Below are 16,542 nucleotides of genomic sequence, written 5' to 3' on the forward strand. Positions count from 1 at the left end.
ATGGTCAGCAGAGAAATTATTTGTTGTAATTGTTCCTTACCGACAAATTGTCGGGTGCCCTGTTCTCTGCGGTAATATAATCTATGCTTAGCGTAACGACATTTTTTAACCTTCAGAGAGAGAAATGCTTTCGTCTGAAATATTCAGCCTCAATGTGAGTAAAAATCCTGATGAGAGTCGGGCTATCCTGCCCGACTTTGCGCTTGACAAGGTCAATGACGCTATCTATTTAGTCGGCAAAAATGCCGAGCTGGCCTATATCAATAATAAAGCCTGCGAAATGCTGGGCTACAAATATCAGGAATTGATCCGCTTAAGCTATGCCGATATTGATGGCGAATTGCTGGATCCCGACGTGGCGGGGCTGTGGTGGAAGCTCAGCATGCGCCCGGAAGGGATCCGCTTTACCTCACAGCACAGGATGCGCTCCGGTGAGCTGATCCCGGTTGAGGTCAGCTCCAGCACCTATGAACATCAGGGGCAAACCCTGGTGCTTAACGTGGTGCGCGACGTGCGGGAGCTGAAACAGCGAACCGAACGTTACCTGCAGCAGGAGCAGCAATTTCGCTCTCTGGTTGAAAATTCACCCGATCTTATCGCCCGCTTCGATACTGACATGCGCTGCCAGTATGCTAATCCGCAGGTGCTGGAAGTGATTGGCTGCAGCGAGGAGAAGGCGCGCGGCTGGCGCTTAACCGATACCATTCCTTTTGATGAAGTAGGCATGCGTCTGTTCCGTCTGGTCTCCAATACGCTGGCCAGCGGTGAAAAAAGCGAGGCGGAGCTGGAAGCGCGTTTTGGCGACCGGGCCAGAGTTCTGCACGTTCGCTGCGTACCGGAATATGATTTGCAGGGAGAGGTGATCTCCATTCTGGCGGTAGGCCGCGATATCAGCCGCCTGCGGGAAGTGGAAAATGAGGTGCGTGCTGCGCATCAACAGATGCGGCTGCTGGCGAGCAATCAACAGCAGCGCACCGAAGATGAACGCAAGCATATCGCCCGGGAAATTCATGACGAGCTGGGTCAGCACCTGACCAGTTTGCGCGCCGGCTTGTCGGTGATGGGTATGCAGGCAGATAACCCGGCCCGCGTGGTACAACAAGCGGATTATCTGATGTCGCTGATCGACAGCACGATTCAGGTCGTCAGAGATGTTTCCACCCGGTTGCGGCCCAATATGCTAAACATGGGTCTGGTCCCTGCGCTTGAATGGTTAAGGGATGAGTTTGTGAAAAACAGCGACTGCGCCTGCATGCTGATTGTTCCGGAGGGCAAACCTGTTGCGCTGAGCGATCAGGCTGTGACGGCGGTATTCCGGGTGGTGCAGGAGTCGCTGACCAATATTTCCCGGCATGCGAAAGCGAGCAAGGTCTCGATCATCGTACAGGCGAGCCGCGAGTCGGTGGTGGTACAGATCCGCGATAATGGCCAGGGCTTTAAAATGCAGGCGGTGCGTGAAGACGCTTTCGGCCTGCTGGGCATTAAAGAGCGGGTCGATATGCTGAATGGCTTTGCCTCGATCACCAGCGAACCCGGTCAGGGCACGCAGCTGGAGATCACCCTTCCCCTTTCAGCAAAATAGTCACACTGAGCTGCTATATTCTGCGCTCGAATCAGGCATCTCCAACCAGGGAACCAGCATGAGTGAAGTAATTAGGTTAGTGATTGCCGACGATCACGCGCTGATGCGCGAGGGGCTGAAACAGATTTTTGCGCTGGATGACAAGATAGATGTGGTCGGCGAAGCGGGCGATGGCGGCCAGGTGCTGGAACGGCTGCGGCTCGGCGGGCTGGATCTGCTGCTGCTGGATATTTCGATGCCGGGGATCAGCGGAGAAGATCTGATTAACCGCATCCATTCTCAGTATGCTTCGCTGCCGATACTGGTGCTGAGCATGTTCAATGAGCCGCAGATCGCCCGTCGCGTGCTGAACTGCGGTGCGCTGGGCTATATCACCAAAGATAAGAACCCCGATGCGCTGCTGGCCGCCATCCGTAGCGTAGCCAAAGGCTCTCGCTATATCGATCACGATTTAGCCCAGGAGATTGTCTTTGCTGAATACCAGAACGGCAACCGTGCCTTGCATGAGACGCTAACCACCAGAGAACGCCAGATCCTTCTGATGCTGGCACACGGGGAAACCATCAACGCGATTGCCGATGCGCTGTCGATCAGCAACAAAACCGTCAGCACCTATAAATCGCGCATGATGGAGAAGATGCAGTTCTCAAGCAACGCCGATATTGTGAAATATGCCATCAGCCACCAGCTGGTGCAGTAACCTCAGGCGGCTGGGCTTCAGCCGCTTCCTCTGCGGGCGCTTCCGGCTGGAAATCTCTTCGTAAACGCTTGCTGACCAGAAACACCGGCGAAGCCAGGAACAGCAGCAGGCTGCCAGCCATGCCGCACACTAACAGACTGATGCAGCCTGCCCACCCCTCTCCTGCCGTCACGCCCGCAATCACCAGCGACAAAATAAAGAAAAACGAAAGGGTCAGGCTGACCGGCCAGATGTTGGTGATATCCATATCGCTTAACGCCATTTTTACCGGCTTTTGCGCCCATTTTGCCGCCAGCGCCTCCGTTTTTATCGCTTCATTCACGGCCAGCAGATCGATACAGGGCGCAACAAAATCCTCGGCGGGCAGAGGATTATAGAGCTCGCTGAAGACGCGATCCGTGGGGGGGAACGTCAACGGCCAGCTGCCGCTGTGCACGCCATAAGTGGTCAGCGCGGGAAGAGTGATGCGTGGCCACAGCACAGGTTGCAGATAACGGTCGTTCAGCACGACCCAACTTTGCCGCGTCTGCCCTTTTGTGACGTGATAGAGGCGAAAGCGGTCGGCCGGTGGGTAGTTCAGGTTACTGACGCGTGCGGTAATAAAAGGAATATGACGCTGGCGGCAGTAATTCACCCGGCTCTGTCCCTGGGCGGCCAGCAGCACGCCCAGAGCAGGCAGAAAATACCACGAGGTGCTCTCTGCCGCATGCGGCCCCTCCAGATGCTCCAGCAGTTTGGTTTCACTGGTGGCGCTCAGGTGATCGGGCCACCAGCGCCAGCTTCGCCCGATCACCCGCTCGGTAGGGACGCGGAAAATCCCCAGCGGCTCCGTTTCAGCAGGCAGCATGGCAAAGGGGAAGATTTTGCTGAAAAACGTTAAGGCGTCGTCCGGCCCGTCCCACTCACCGCTCGCTTCCAGACCATGCAGGTTGGCCGTCAGCTCGCCCCACCCCGTTTTGCCCAGCATATCAATCTGGTATTTGGTATCCGCCAGGCGTTTACCCAGCCGCAGGATCTCCTGCGGGATCCCCTTCAGCGGCAGCTCAGGAAGCAGCGGCGCCTGCTCTTTTTCATTTTCCATACTCTTCATCCCCAAAGGCAACTGCCCGCAGACCTGTTAATAAAAAAGGATAATTAACCGTAAAAAAGAAAGGTGTTGGGTGGCCTGCGCCAAAAGGGGCAAAGAGGCTGAACAGCGGTTGTTATAATTATGAGTATAAAATTTGGCTTTAGTCAAAAAAGCAATAACTTTCAAGACGATAGTATACTTAGCAAACCGCTTTGATGGCAACTACCGCAGTAAAATTCGCGTTCCGATCGGGCGAGTTTTTATGGCCCGCCCGGGGAGTTTTAACGACAGCAGCGAATTATTCGTTTAAAAATAAACAGTAAACAGCGCCGCAGGAGAGAGAAATGGCAGATACAGCAGGTGAAATTCGCATCGAGAGCAGCAGGCTTCAACGTTTTGTTCAGGCAATCTGGCAGCATGCGGGCAGCAGAGAGACGGAAGCCCGCCTGGTGGCAGAACATCTGGTCCAGGCAAATCTGGCCGGCCACGATTCACACGGCGTGGGAATGATCCCGAGCTATATGGTTTCCCGTAAGCAGGGCCATCTGCAGCAAAACCAGCATCTGGAAGTGGTGAAGGATGCGGGTGCCGTCCTCACCGTCGACGGGCATAATGGCTTTGGTCAGGTTGCCGCCAGCGAGGCGATGGCGCTGGGGATTGAACGTACGCGGGAATTGGGTATGTGTGCCATTGCGCTACGCCATTCGCACCATATCGGGCGTATTGGTCACTGGGCTGAACAGTGCGCCCGCGCAGGGTTTATCTCTTTCCATTTCGTTAATGTCGTGGGCGACCCGATGGTGGCGCCGTTTAACGGCAGCGATCGTCGGTTTGGCACCAACCCGTTTTGCGCTATCTTCCCCCGCGACGGGCAGCCTCCTCTGCTGCTGGACTTTGCCACCAGCGGTATTGCATTCGGTAAAACCAGAGTGGCTTATAACAAAGGCGTTCAGGTTGCGCCCGGCCATTTAATTGACGGCCAGGGAAACGCCACCACCGATCCCGCCGTGATGCACGAAAAGCCTTACGGTTCGCTGTTAGCCTTTGGGTTACATAAAGGGTATGGGCTGGCAGTAATGTGCGAAATTCTGGGCGGCGCGTTATCGGGTGGCCAGACTACCCATGAAAGCACGCTGCAAAACAGCGTGGAGGCGATCTTCAACAGCATGACCACCATCATTCTTGATCCGAAAGCCTTTGACGCGCCGCAGATGCAGCAGGAGGCGCAGGACTTTATCGACTGGGCGAAAGCCTCGCCTCAGGCGGGCGACCAGCCCATTCAGATACCGGGAGAGTTTGAAGAGGCGCAGCGTGCAGAGCGGTTAAGTCGCGGTATCCCGATCGATGCCAATAGCTGGCAGCAGATCCTTAATGCGGCGCGCGAGGCGGGAATGCCGGAAACGGAAGTAGCGACGTTTTCAGGTTGAGCATCAATGCCAGGCTGGCCCGGCAGCCGCAGCGGGAAAGCTGCGGCTGCATTAAGGGAAGGCCCCGTCTACACCACCATCTGCAACAGCAGACAGCCAATCAGTCCGCACACGGCGATCACCGTTTCCAGTCCGGACCAGGAGCGCATGGTCTCGCTGATGGTCAGGTTAAAGTACTCTTTAAACAGCCAGAAGCCCGGATCGTTAACGTGAGAGAAGATCACGCTGCCAGATCCTACCGCAATCACCATCAGCTCCGGGCTGACGCCGGTGGTGGCGATAATGGGCGCCACAATGCCCCCGGCGGTAATGGCGGCTACGGTGGCAGAACCCAGCGCGATACGCAGCGCAGCAGCAATTGACCAGGCCATCAGGATTGGAGAGATGTTGCTGCCCTCCATCAGGCCAGCGATATATTTGTCCACGCCGCTGTCGACCAGCACCTGCTTGAACGCCCCGCCGCCGCCGATAATTAACAGCATCATGGCGATGATTTTGATCGAATCGGTCAGGGTGCCCATCACCTCATCCATGGTACGGCCACGGTTAAGGCCAAAGGTGAAGAGCGCAATCAGAACCGCAATCAGCGTGGCGATAATCGGGTCGCCGAAAAATTCTGCGTAACCCAGCAGCGGATGGCCCTTTGGCAGCACCATCTCCGCCACGGCTCGCAGCGCCATCAGAATAACCGGCACCAGAGAAGTCCAGACGCTGACGCCAAAGCTCGGCATCTCGGCTTCGGTAAAGGTTTTCTTGTTATAGAGTCCTTCCGGGATCGGCTTGTCGATGCTTTTCAGGAAGCGGGTATAGACCGGACCGGCAAGGATCACGGTTGGGATACCCAGCAGCGTGCCGAACAGCAGCGTTTTGCCCATATCAGCATGGAACAGCGTGGCGATAGCCGTCGGGCCAGGGTGCGGAGGCAGAAAACCGTGGGTGACGGAGAGCGCCGCTGCCATCGGGACGCCCACATAGAGCAGAGGAACGCGGGCAGAAGCGGCGATGGTCAGCACCAGCGGCAGCAGCAGCACAAAACCGACTTCGTAGAACAGCGCAAAACCCACGGTAAAGCCGGTGAGCACCACCGCCCACTGAATATATCTGGTGCCAAATTTTGCAATCATGGTGGTGGCAATACGCTGTGCGCCACCGCAGTCGGCAAGCAGTTTACCCAGCATGGCGCCAAAGCCCATGATCAGCGCCAGGCTGCCCAGCGTGCCGCCGACGCCCGCTTTAATCGAGCCGACAACCTTGTTAACAGGCATTCCCTGCATCACGCCTACCGCCAGCGCGACCAGGATCAGGGCTATAAATCCATTCAGTTTAAAGCGGATCATCAGCAGCAGTAACAGTACTACGCCAATCGCAACGATGACTAATGGCATAAATTCTCTCCGGTGCGTGTTCCTGACCGGAGTCGGGATCACGTAAATTTTCTCCCGCTTTGCGCATGGCGTGACGGGTATCAGTGTCAGGGCAGTCAGCCAGGGCTGACGAGGTGTTACCGGGAACATGTTAACGGTAACACCGTAAGGCTGATACGCCCCCGCAACGGTGAATTTACATTTTGAGATGAAGATCAAACTTTTGTCATCGGAAAGAGAGTGATGAAAATGTCATCTGGAAAGCAGAAGTTTGATGCCTGCAATACCGAAAAACAGCGCGAAGAAACCTTCAATCGCCCGACGACTTTTCAGATAGGCATGACTCAGGGTACGGGTGGAGAAAAGTAAGGCATAACTGCTGAACACCACCACGCCAATACAAGCGCAACCACCTATTATTAACGGCAATATCCAGGGGGAAGCGTCAGCGTGAACACCAAGTGAAATGATTGCCAGCCAGACTAAAATGGCTTTGGGATTGGCGAGATGCAGCAGCAGACCACGCTGATAATATTTTCCTAGCGGTACAAGGGCAGATATTTCATTCGCAGGCATTTCAGCCTCACCTTTTCGCCGGGCGCCCTTTACTGCTTTGCAAGCCATATAAAGAAGATAACAGCCGCCCGCCAGCTTAATAGCAATAAGCGCATGAGTATAAGCTAATAATAAAGATGAAATTCCCGTTGCGACTATCAGTGCCCAAAACAGCGAGCCGGTAATAACGCCAGCAGCCATGCTCAGAGCGGGAAGTCGGCCCTGACGCATAGCGAGGCCCATAATGGCAAGATTGCTGGGACCCGGACTTACCGTACCGAGAAAGTAAGCGGCATACACGGGCAACAACGAGATCAGAAGCGTCATCTTTATCATTCCCTTAACATTCATCAGAAGCACACCTTAGCTGACCAGGTTTTGACCTTCGACAAAAAAATAAGGGTAAAAGCCTGCACAAAAGTAACCAAATGTTTCTTAATGAATCAAAATAAGAAAATAAGCTTTAACATTTACAGGGTTTTTCATATTCACACCTGGCGTAGCGCCTGCTGATGTTTACTGATAACAAGCCACATGGAAACATACAAAATTTACCTCACTAACGGTTAACAATAAAATAACATTACCGTTTACAGAGGGGCTGATTAAGGGATTAATTTCCAATTTGTGCCCTGAGGCAGCGCTATTATGTGCGAAAAAGTTATATATCCGGGAGCTTTTATAAATAAAAGGAAAGTAATTTTCACACCAGTTTTTCACCCTGTCTGCCACCAGCACGGTAAAAAAAGGGTAGCCAGGCAGAAAAATACACTATTTTTACATCACAGCATCATCTGGTATGAATGAGTTAACAGCTTGTCAAAATAATTTAACGCGGTAATGAAACAATTCATCGCAAAGATCTATGCTGTTATAGGCGTGTTCCCGATTACTGTTGCTACTCCTTCACCTGATTTGGTCTTAGGATCAAACCTTCGATGAAATATCCGCTTAACGGCGGCTTCATAAACCTTTTATGTGGCTCTGTTGTTAATAGTCGGTAAATAAAAAAGAAAGGCAATTTTTTTATGTTAGATCGAGGTAAGCAATGTTTGGATTAGATGCGTTCCACCTGGCAAGGATACAGTTCGCGTTTACCGTCTCCTTCCACATCCTGTTCCCGGCTATTACCATCGGGCTCGCCAGCTTCCTGGCGGTGCTGGAAGGTTTATGGCTGAAAACCAAAAATGAGGATTATCGCGATCTCTATCATTTTTGGTCGAAAATTTTCGCCGTTAACTTCGGGATGGGCGTTGTGTCCGGCCTGGTCATGGCGTATCAGTTTGGTACCAACTGGAGCGGCTTCTCGCAGTTTGCCGGAAGCATCACCGGTCCGTTACTGACCTATGAAGTGCTTACCGCGTTCTTCCTCGAAGCGGGCTTTTTGGGCGTCATGCTGTTTGGCTGGAACCGCGTAGGCCGTGGCCTGCACTTTTTTGCCACCTGCATGGTTGCGCTTGGAACCCTGATCTCTACCTTCTGGATCCTGGCGTCTAACAGCTGGATGCAAACGCCTCAGGGCTTTGAAATGCAGAACGGTATGGTTATCCCAGTTGACTGGTTCAAGATTATCTTTAACCCTTCCTTCCCGTTCCGCCTGCTGCATATGTCTACCGCCGCTTTCCTGGCCAGCGCCTTCTTTGTTGGCTCTTCTGCTGCCTGGCATCTGCTGCGCAAAAATGACACGCCTGCAATCCGCAAAATGCTCTCTATGGCGATGTGGATGGCGCTGATTGTGGCACCGATTCAGGCAGTACTGGGCGACGCCCATGGTCTGAATACGCTTGAGCATCAGCCGGCTAAAATTGCGGCGATTGAAGGCCACTGGGAAAACCCACCGGATGAGCCTACGCCGCTGATCCTGTTCGGCGTGCCGGATATGGAACAGGAAAGAACCAAATATGCGCTGGAAATTCCCTATCTGGGCAGCCTGATCCTGACCCACAGCCTGCACAAACAGGTGCCTGCGCTGAAGACTTTCCCGAAAGAGGATCGTCCTAACTCCACCATCGTCTTCTGGTCCTTCCGCGTCATGGCCGGTCTGGGGATGCTGATGATCCTGCTGGGCGTCTGCAGCCTGTGGCTGCGGTTCCGCCATCGCCTCTATACCTCACGTCCATTCCTGTGGTTTGCGCTGCTGATGGGGCCGTCTGGTCTGATTGCGCTGCTGGCGGGCTGGTTCACCACTGAAATTGGTCGTCAGCCGTGGGTTGTTTATGGCCTGCTGCGCACCAAAGATGCCGTCTCGGCGCATGGCGAAATGCATATGAGCATCAGCCTGCTGGCCTTTATTCTGGTTTACTCCTCCGTGTTCGGGGTGGGCTATATCTATCTGATCAACCTGATTAAGAAAGGTCCAAAACCAGGGGAAGGAGGTCATGACGACGAAGGCGGTCCGGGTACACGACACACCCAGGCACGTCCGCTGTCTGCCGTGAAAGAAAAGTTAGCTACGCCGGAAGAGGATAAATAAAGTGGGTATTGATACTTCAATTATCTGGTTTACCATCATCGTCTTTTCGACCCTGATGTATATCGTGATGGATGGGTTCGACCTCGGTATCGGCATTCTGTTTCCGTTCAATAAGGATGCCACCGAACGCGATATGATGGTGAATACCGTTGCCCCCGTCTGGGACGGCAACGAAACCTGGCTGGTGCTGGGCGGCGCGGCGCTTTATGGCGCCTTCCCGCTGGCCTACGCGGTGATTCTGGATGCGCTCTCAGTGCCGCTGACCGCCATGCTGATCGGCCTGATTTTCCGTGGCGTGGCGTTTGAGTTCCGCTTCAAGGCTACAGAAGAGCACCGCGCATTCTGGGATAAATCCTTTATTGCCGGCTCAATTCTGGCGACCTTCAGCCAGGGTGTGGTGCTGGGCACCTTTATCAACGGTTTTGAAGTCACTAACCGCGCCTACAGCGGCCCTGAGCTGCTGTGGCTGACGCCCTTCTCGCTCTTCTGCGGGCTGGGTCTGGTAGTGGCGTATGCTCTGCTGGGCAGCACCTGGCTAATCATGAAAACCGAAAATGAGCTGCATCGCAAAATGACCGCGCTGACCAAGCCTCTGCTGATTGTTCTGTTGGCCATTATCGTGATAGTGAGCATCTGGACACCGCTGGAACATGCGGACATCATGAAGCGCTGGTTTACACTGCCAAACGTCTTCTGGTTTGTTCCTGTTCCGGTACTGGTGGCGCTGGCCTCCTGGGGCCTGATGCGTTCACTGAACCGCCATGCGCACTACTCGCCGTTCCTGTTGACGCTGGCGCTGGTCTTCCTGGGCTTCACCGGTCTTGGCATCAGCATCTGGCCAAATATTATTCCGCCGCATATCACTATCTGGCAGGCGGCCTCTCCGCCGCAGAGCCAGGGCTTTATGCTGGTTGGCGGCCTGCTGATTATTCCATTTATCCTGGCGTACACCTTCTGGAGCTATTACGTATTCCGCGGGAAAATCAACCCGGACGAAGGTTACCATTGATTATTTAGCCGGTATGTAAATGCCGGAAGATGAAAGGTATTAGGAGAAATCTATGAGAGTTGCGACAGAATCTCAGCAAGTGACAAAATCTCCGGCGTGGAAACGCGTCCTGTGGATGATTGTTATCTATGCCTGCAGCGTGATGGCGCTGGGCGTTGTAGCTACCCTGTTCCGCTTTATGATGACCGCTGCCGGCATGAAGTCGCATTGATCCTCTGAATGCCAGTCATGCGCAAAGGGCCGACAATTGTCGGCCCTTTTCTTTACGTTCGTCATAAATAGTCACATAACCGAGGCGGTATAACGCCACGGATGGTCTACGCTTAGAGTTCTTCCATGAGGAATCATGCCAACATAAAGGAGACAGTATGAGTCTTTTAGATAAAGCGAACGATAAAGCAGACGAAGCGCTGGGCAAAGGTCAGGAGCAGTTTGGTAAAGCTGTCGATTCTCCAGAGCATGAGTTCAAAGGGCGTGTGCGCCAGAACGCAGCGAAAGCGACCTATGCTGTGGATGATGCGCTGGACTGCGTGAAAAACAAAACGCAGGAAGCGCCGTTTGTCTCGCTGGCGATTGCCGCTGGCGTGGGCTTCCTGGCGGCGAAGATTTTTGGTCGCCGTTAATCAGCCCGGGGTGGCTTAGCGCCGCCCTCCAGAAAAGGCCGACATTTTCGGCCTTTTTTTATGCCTGCTCTCTGCCACTCCTCTTTTGCCCTACCCTCTTCCCTCCGTCCTGCCACCTCTTCACGTTAAAGTGTGATCCACTTTAAAATTTTGATCTTATTCCATATCTTGCTAATCATTTCAGCACTAATTAAAACAACTAAAACCCCGTTTAATGCTCTTATTCGTTCCGTTAAGGCCGCAGGTTCAGGCTTATGTCAGCACTTCCCCCCTACACAGATCCCCTGAGCAGGAGAAAATGCTTAAGCACGGCCGTAACGTTCCCTGCCCGACGTTATGAAGGACAGTGTTATTCCTATAAAAAGAAGGTGTTTCACAATGAAAAGCAAACTCCCGCAAACCACGTTAAAAAGATCGGTGGCGTTCTGTGGTTTTGGACTGATGCTGGCATCCGGCTCTGCGCTGGCAGATTTTGCGCCGCTAAGCATGGATTCCCCCTATGCATTTGGTGACTGGGAAGGTTACCGCAGCCAGTTAAAAGAGGATGGCGTGGAGTTCCAGGTGAACTACACCATGGAATCCGCCAGTAATTTCTCCGGCGGTTACCGGGACTCGACCACGGCCCGTTATACCGACCAGTGGGGCTTTGGCACCACGCTGGACCTGGACAAGCTGCTGAACTGGAAAGACACGCAGTTTCAGGCCACCATCACCAGCCGTAACGGCCAGAACCTGACGGATCAGATTAACGATCCCCGCTCAGGTGGCCTCTCCTCGGTACAGGAAGTGTGGGGACGCGGGCAAACCTGGCGTCTGACGCAGTTCTGGTTGAATAAAGGCTTCTTTGATAACGCGGTAGAAGTGAAAGCCGGTCGCGTCACCGTGGGCGAGGATTTTGATACCTTCGACAGTAATTTCCAGAACCTGGCGTTTGGCAGCGGCCAGGCAGGGAACTGGCGCGGCGACCGCTGGTTCAACTGGCCAGTGTCACAGTGGGGCGGCCGCGTGAAGTTTAACTTCACGCCAGAGATGTTCTTCCAGGTGGGCTTCTATAATCAGACGGCTTCAAACTACGACACCGCCAACGGTTTCCGTCTGGATACCAGCCCGACGCTTGGCAATATGGTGCCGGTGGAATTAGGCTGGAGACCTTTCCTGGGTGCCGACAAGCTGCCGGGTAACTACCGCATCGGCATGTACTACTCTTCGGTGAAAGGGGACAACTACAGCTCCTACAGCAACGGAGAGTATGGCGAGGAGAACCACGCTTACGGTGGATATTTACTGCTGCAACAACAGTTAACGGCGACAGATGGCGACAATAACCGCGGTCTGGGAATCAATGTTCAGGCCGTAATGAACGACCATAAAACCTCGAAAACGGACAACTACCAGTCGATAGCGTTCGTCTGGAAAGGGCCGTTTGACGCGCGTCCAAAAGATGAGATCGGCGTTGGCGCCGCCCGTATTCACGTTAACGATGACTATGGCAATATGCTGCGCGAAACAAACCGGGAGAATGGGGTAAACGATTACGACAACCCTACTTACCTGCCGATCCAGAGCGGCTCCGAATATAACTATGAAATTTACTACAATGCCCAGGTGACTAACTGGCTGAAACTGCGTCCAAACCTGCAGTATGTCACTTCACCAGGTGCGGTTAGTGAAGTGAAGGATGCCTTTGTCGGCGGCATCAGCGCCAATATCAACTTCTGATTTGGCCCCAGAGGCGGATCGTTCGATCCGCCTCTCTTTTACGTTTAACGCAGCTGCGCCCGCGAGGTAAAGAAGCGGCGGTAGGCCAGATAACCGGCGATAATCGTCGAGAGACTGGCGGTACCCAGCAGCATAAACGTCACCATGATCTGATATTTAATCGCTTTTACCGGATCGATACCGGCAAAGATCAGGCCCGACATCATGCCCGGCAAACTCACCAGCCCCACCGTTTTGGCGGCATCGACCGTTGGGATCATTGCGGCGCGAATGCTGTCGCGGATCAGCTTACCTGAAGCGACTTTCACCGAAGCGCCCAGGCTCAGCATCTCCTGAATTTTCTGCCGGTTATCGGCAAAACGCTGATTAAGATTGCTGTAGCAGAGCCCTACCGCCACCATCGCATTACCGGCGATCATCCCTGAGATAGGGATCACCTGCATCGGCATAAACTCAATTGAGCCGCTCAGCACTAAAATCAGCAGCGTCAGCGTGGTGCTGGTGGTAATAGCGATCAACGACAGCAGAAAAGCATTGCCGATGTTACGACTGCGCTTACGGGCGTTGAGCGCGGCATTGACGCAGATAAACAGCACCATCGCTATCGTTAACAACGCGTTGTTGAGATCGAAGATGTACTTGAGCACATAGCCGACGATAATCAGCTGAACGATGGCGCGGCCAACGCTCCAGACAATATCCTTCTCCAGCCCCAGCTTCTCTCTCTTGCTGACCAGTAGCGCAATCAGCACCAGAACCAGCGCCAGCGCTAGTGACTCGTTGGTAATATTATGCTGACTCATCGTTTCGCTTCCCTGAAGGTGGCATTAATGTCACTACCCGCTGTGCCTGCTCTCTTTCCGCCGCGTCATGCGTGATCCAGATTACCGCCACGTCTTTCTCCCTCACCAGCCCTTTAATCAGCTGGTTAATAGTGCGTTTGTTTTCCTCATCCAGCGCGCTGGTGATCTCATCCAGCAGCAGCACCTGCGGCAAAAACTGCAGATTGCGCAGCAGAGCGACGCGCTGTTTCTCGCCGCCAGAGAGCTGCTCACACTTTTTATCCAGCATCTCTTCGGGCAGATTCACCTTTTTAAGCCACCCCCGGAGTGCCTCCCTGTCCGCTTTTTTCTGCCGGATTTGCCACGGCAGCGCCAGATTGTCATACACCGTCTCGCCAAACAGCGTGGGGGTCTGGAAACAGTAGGAGACCTGCTGACGATAGCGTTCCGGCTTCAGCTCGCTGACAGGCCGACCTTCAAAGCGGATAGCGCCCTGAGAGGGTTCAAGTAATGAGGCGATGATTTTCAGCAGTGTGCTTTTACCGCTGCCGGAGGGGCCGGTCAGCAGGAGAAACTCCCCCTGACTGAGCTGCAGTGAAATGGGGGCCAGCAGCGTCGTGCCATCCTGAGTGTAGCTAATATCCTGCACGTCCAGCAGGGGAGAAGTTTGCGACATGGTCACTCAACCTGATTGAAATAAACGCCCGAATGATAACGCCTGGCGGGGAAAATGCAGGCGTTTTTTCCATTGGAGAAAAGACAAAAAAAGGGCAACCGCCGAAACGGTTGCCTTGGTTCATTCAGCATTCAGTACCCGAATGCCGGGAGGTGCTGTTACTTCGCGTCGTCAGGCAGCGCGTAGGCCACGATGTAGTCGCCCAGCTTGGTGCCGAAGGAGCCATGACCACCCGCTGCAATCAGCACATACTGCTTGCCGTTCACCTCGTAGGTCATTGGGGTTGCCTGGCCGCCAGCGGGCAGGCGGGCTTCCCACAGCGCTTTACCGTTGGTGACGTTAAACGCGCGCAGGTAGTTATCTGCGGTTGCCCCGATAAACATCACGTTACCTGCGGTAGAGATTGGCGCGCCCAGCATAGGCATCCCCATTTTGAACGGCAGTGGGATTGGCGAGCTGTCACGCACGGTACCGATGCGTTTTTTCCACACGATATCGTTCGTTTTCAGATCCACCGCAGAGACATAGCCCCATGCAGGTTGCTTACAAGGGAAGCCCAGCGGCGACAGGAACGGGTTCAGGGTCACGCCGTATGGCACGCCATACTGTGGCTGAACGCCGGTTTCTGTTCCGCTGCCGCCTTTGTCGCCCTCGCCAGGCCAGAGTGGGTTATTTGGACCACGTGGGATCAGACGGGAAACAAACGGCAGCGCCATTGGGTTGGTCACGGCGATCTGGCGATCGGTATCCACAGAGATACCGCCCCACTCGAACATGCCCAGGTTACCCGGGAACACCAGCGTGCCCTGCTCTGAAGGCGGCGTAAACGGACCTTCATAGCGCAGGCTGTGGAACATAACACGACAGATCAACTGATCGTAGATAGTCGCGCCCCACATGTCCGCACCAGAGAGTTTGGCTTTCGGACGGTAGGTCAGCTCAGAGAAGTGCTGAGTAGGATTGACGTGGTCACCCTTCGCAGCGCCCTGCGGCACCGGCGTTTCCGGAGCCGGGACGACTTCCTTACCGCTACGGCGATCCAGAACAAAGATATCGCCCGTTTTGGTTGGAACATACACTACCGGAACGCTGTTGCCGTTTTTATCGGTAATGTCAGCCAGCGTCGGCTGCGCCGGCACGTCCATATCCCACAGATCGTGATGCACGGTCTGGTAGAACCAGGCCAGTTTACCGGTAGTGGCGTTCAGCGCCAGCAAGCCGGTGGCGAAACGCTCCATTTCCGGGGTGCGGTTGCCGCCCCAGATATCAGGCGTTGCCACACCGATTGGCAGGTAAACCAGATCCAGCTTCGCATCATAAGCAGCGGGCGCCCATGAGTTAGGCGAGTTAGCCACGTAATGCTGCTCAGCTTCCGGCAGCACGTTAGGGTCTTTGGCGCCGGTATCGAAGGCCCACAGCAGTTTACCGCTGTTAACATCGAAACCACGGATCACGCCGGAAGGCTCTTTAGTGGAGTAGTTATCGGTGACGGCACCAGCAATCACAATCACTTTATCGGTGATGATCGGCGGTGAAGTTGGCTCGTAAGCACCGGCACGGGCGTTAGGCATGTTCTGCTGAAGGTTCAGCTTGCCATTTTCGCCAAATTCCGGGCAGAGAGCGCCCGTTTCCGCATCCAGCGCATAGAGGTGACCATCGTTCACCGGCAGGATGATGCGGCGTGCGCACATTGCAGGTTTGCTACCCGCTGGCAGCGTTGCCACTTCAGGCGCCTGGTAGTAAGAGACACCGCGGCAGGTCACGTGCTGGAAGGAGGGATCGGTTTTCAGCTGCGGATCAAATTTCCACTTCTCTTTACCGGTAGCGGCATCCAGCGCAAACAGGATCTGGTGCGGCGTACAGAGGTAGAGAGAATCGCCGATTTTGATTGGCGTCACTTCATCGGTAAGCTCGCCCGGATCGGTTGGGCGCTTCATATCACCGGTACGGAAGGTCCATGCTTCCTTCAGCTGGCCAACGTTTTTATCGTTGATCTGCGTCAGCGGCGAGTAGCGCGTTCCGGCCTGAGTACGACCATAAGCAGGCCAGTCTCCGGCAGCGATGCCCTCACCAGACTTCTCAATGTTCGCAGCCTGTTCAGGGCTGAGGGAGCCGTTGATCTCCTGCGGATCGTTAAAGACCGAGTAAGCCAGCGCAATAACGGTCACCACCAGCACCAGGCTCAGCGCGCCACGGGCAAATTTGCCCTGGCTCAGGCCACGGTAGACGAACGGCAGCACCAGCCACAGGCCGAGGAAGAAGGTGACGTCAAGACGCGGCGTCAGCGCCCAGAAATCGGACCCCACTTCCCAGAGCGACCAGACAAGCGTCGCCAGCAGGAATACCGCATAAAGCAGCAGCGCTGAAGAGCGGCGGCGGAACAGCAGCCAGGCGACAACCAGCTCAATCACACCAGCGATGATGTAATAGAACGAGCCGCCGATTTTTGCCAGCCAGATACCCCCAATCAGCAGGTACAACCCGCTGAGGAGGGCGAACACAGCCGTAATCATCACGAGTATCCGTGATAACGGTGTTTTACTTTGCATAGTATGGACCTTAC

General features: G+C 54.4%; 14 protein-coding genes. 8 read left to right on the forward strand and 6 right to left on the reverse strand.

Annotated features, from left to right (window positions below):
• Positions 1-124 precede the first annotated feature (124 nt).
• Positions 125-1,582 (forward strand): PAS domain-containing sensor histidine kinase, encoded by a 1,458-nt coding sequence (locus tag Q3V30_RS15525; protein WP_306207162.1) that lies wholly within the window; start codon positions 125-127, stop codon positions 1,580-1,582.
• A gap of 58 nt (positions 1,583-1,640) precedes the next feature.
• The gene (locus tag Q3V30_RS15530; protein WP_306207164.1) at positions 1,641-2,282 is read left to right on the forward strand and encodes a response regulator; all 642 of its coding nucleotides are present in this window, start codon (positions 1,641-1,643) and stop codon (positions 2,280-2,282) included.
• Here Q3V30_RS15530 and Q3V30_RS15535 read toward each other — a convergent pair.
• On the reverse strand, positions 2,260-3,363 hold the full coding sequence (locus tag Q3V30_RS15535) for a hypothetical protein (RefSeq protein ID WP_306207165.1): 1,104 nt from the start codon (positions 3,361-3,363) through the stop codon (positions 2,260-2,262). The two genes, Q3V30_RS15530 and Q3V30_RS15535, sit on opposite strands and share 23 nt — an antisense overlap.
• Positions 3,364-3,695: 332 nt before the next feature.
• Here Q3V30_RS15535 and Q3V30_RS15540 point away from each other — a divergent pair, with 332 nt between their 5' ends.
• Complete coding sequence (locus Q3V30_RS15540; protein WP_306207167.1) at positions 3,696-4,778, forward strand: malate/lactate/ureidoglycolate dehydrogenase; 1,083 nt, start codon at positions 3,696-3,698, stop codon at positions 4,776-4,778.
• Between the two features lie 68 nt (positions 4,779-4,846).
• Here the strand turns inward: Q3V30_RS15540 and gntT are convergent, their stop codons facing one another.
• Positions 4,847-6,163 (reverse strand): gluconate transporter, encoded by a 1,317-nt coding sequence (gntT, locus tag Q3V30_RS15545; RefSeq protein WP_306207168.1) that lies wholly within the window; start codon positions 6,161-6,163, stop codon positions 4,847-4,849.
• A 231-nt stretch (positions 6,164-6,394) separates the two neighbouring features.
• Positions 6,395-7,024, reverse strand: a complete 630-nt coding sequence (locus tag Q3V30_RS15550) for a LysE family translocator (RefSeq protein ID WP_306207170.1) — start codon at positions 7,022-7,024, stop codon at positions 6,395-6,397.
• A 721-nt stretch (positions 7,025-7,745) separates the two neighbouring features.
• On the opposite strand from Q3V30_RS15550, the gene Q3V30_RS15555 reads away from it, so the two are divergent.
• From Q3V30_RS15555 to Q3V30_RS15575, 5 genes are all read left to right on the forward strand, one after another.
• Positions 7,746-9,170 (forward strand): cytochrome ubiquinol oxidase subunit I, encoded by a 1,425-nt coding sequence (locus Q3V30_RS15555; protein WP_306207172.1) that lies wholly within the window; start codon positions 7,746-7,748, stop codon positions 9,168-9,170.
• A 1-nt stretch (position 9,171) separates the two neighbouring features.
• Positions 9,172-10,179, forward strand: a complete 1,008-nt coding sequence (cydB, locus tag Q3V30_RS15560) for a cytochrome d ubiquinol oxidase subunit II (protein ID WP_306207173.1) — start codon at positions 9,172-9,174, stop codon at positions 10,177-10,179.
• A gap of 52 nt (positions 10,180-10,231) precedes the next feature.
• Positions 10,232-10,390, forward strand: a complete 159-nt coding sequence (locus Q3V30_RS15565) for a DUF2474 domain-containing protein (RefSeq protein ID WP_306207175.1) — start codon at positions 10,232-10,234, stop codon at positions 10,388-10,390.
• A gap of 157 nt (positions 10,391-10,547) precedes the next feature.
• The gene (locus tag Q3V30_RS15570; protein ID WP_306207176.1) at positions 10,548-10,802 is read left to right on the forward strand and encodes a CsbD family protein; all 255 of its coding nucleotides are present in this window, start codon (positions 10,548-10,550) and stop codon (positions 10,800-10,802) included.
• 378 nt (positions 10,803-11,180) lie between these two features.
• Entirely contained in the window at positions 11,181-12,521 is a 1,341-nt protein-coding gene (locus Q3V30_RS15575; protein ID WP_428979213.1) for a carbohydrate porin, read from the forward strand.
• 44 nt (positions 12,522-12,565) lie between these two features.
• Here the strand turns inward: Q3V30_RS15575 and fetB are convergent, their stop codons facing one another.
• From fetB to Q3V30_RS15590, 3 genes are all read right to left on the reverse strand, one after another.
• Positions 12,566-13,324 (reverse strand): iron efflux ABC transporter permease subunit FetB, encoded by a 759-nt coding sequence (gene fetB, locus Q3V30_RS15580; protein WP_306207178.1) that lies wholly within the window; start codon positions 13,322-13,324, stop codon positions 12,566-12,568.
• A complete protein-coding gene (gene fetA / locus Q3V30_RS15585) occupies positions 13,311-13,979 on the reverse strand; it encodes an iron efflux ABC transporter ATP-binding subunit FetA (protein WP_306207180.1) in 669 nt (222 codons plus the stop codon). Before fetA ends, fetB begins: the two co-directional genes overlap by 14 nt.
• Before the next feature lie 158 nt (positions 13,980-14,137).
• Positions 14,138-16,528: a glucose/quinate/shikimate family membrane-bound PQQ-dependent dehydrogenase gene (locus Q3V30_RS15590; RefSeq protein WP_306207182.1), complete on the reverse strand. Its 2,391-nt coding sequence runs from the start codon at positions 16,526-16,528 to the stop codon at positions 14,138-14,140.
• Between the last annotated feature and the right edge of the window lie 14 nt (positions 16,529-16,542).

The organism is Erwinia pyri, assembly GCF_030758455.1.
In the GTDB taxonomy this organism is placed as follows: Bacteria; Pseudomonadota; Gammaproteobacteria; order Enterobacterales; family Enterobacteriaceae; genus Erwinia; species Erwinia pyri.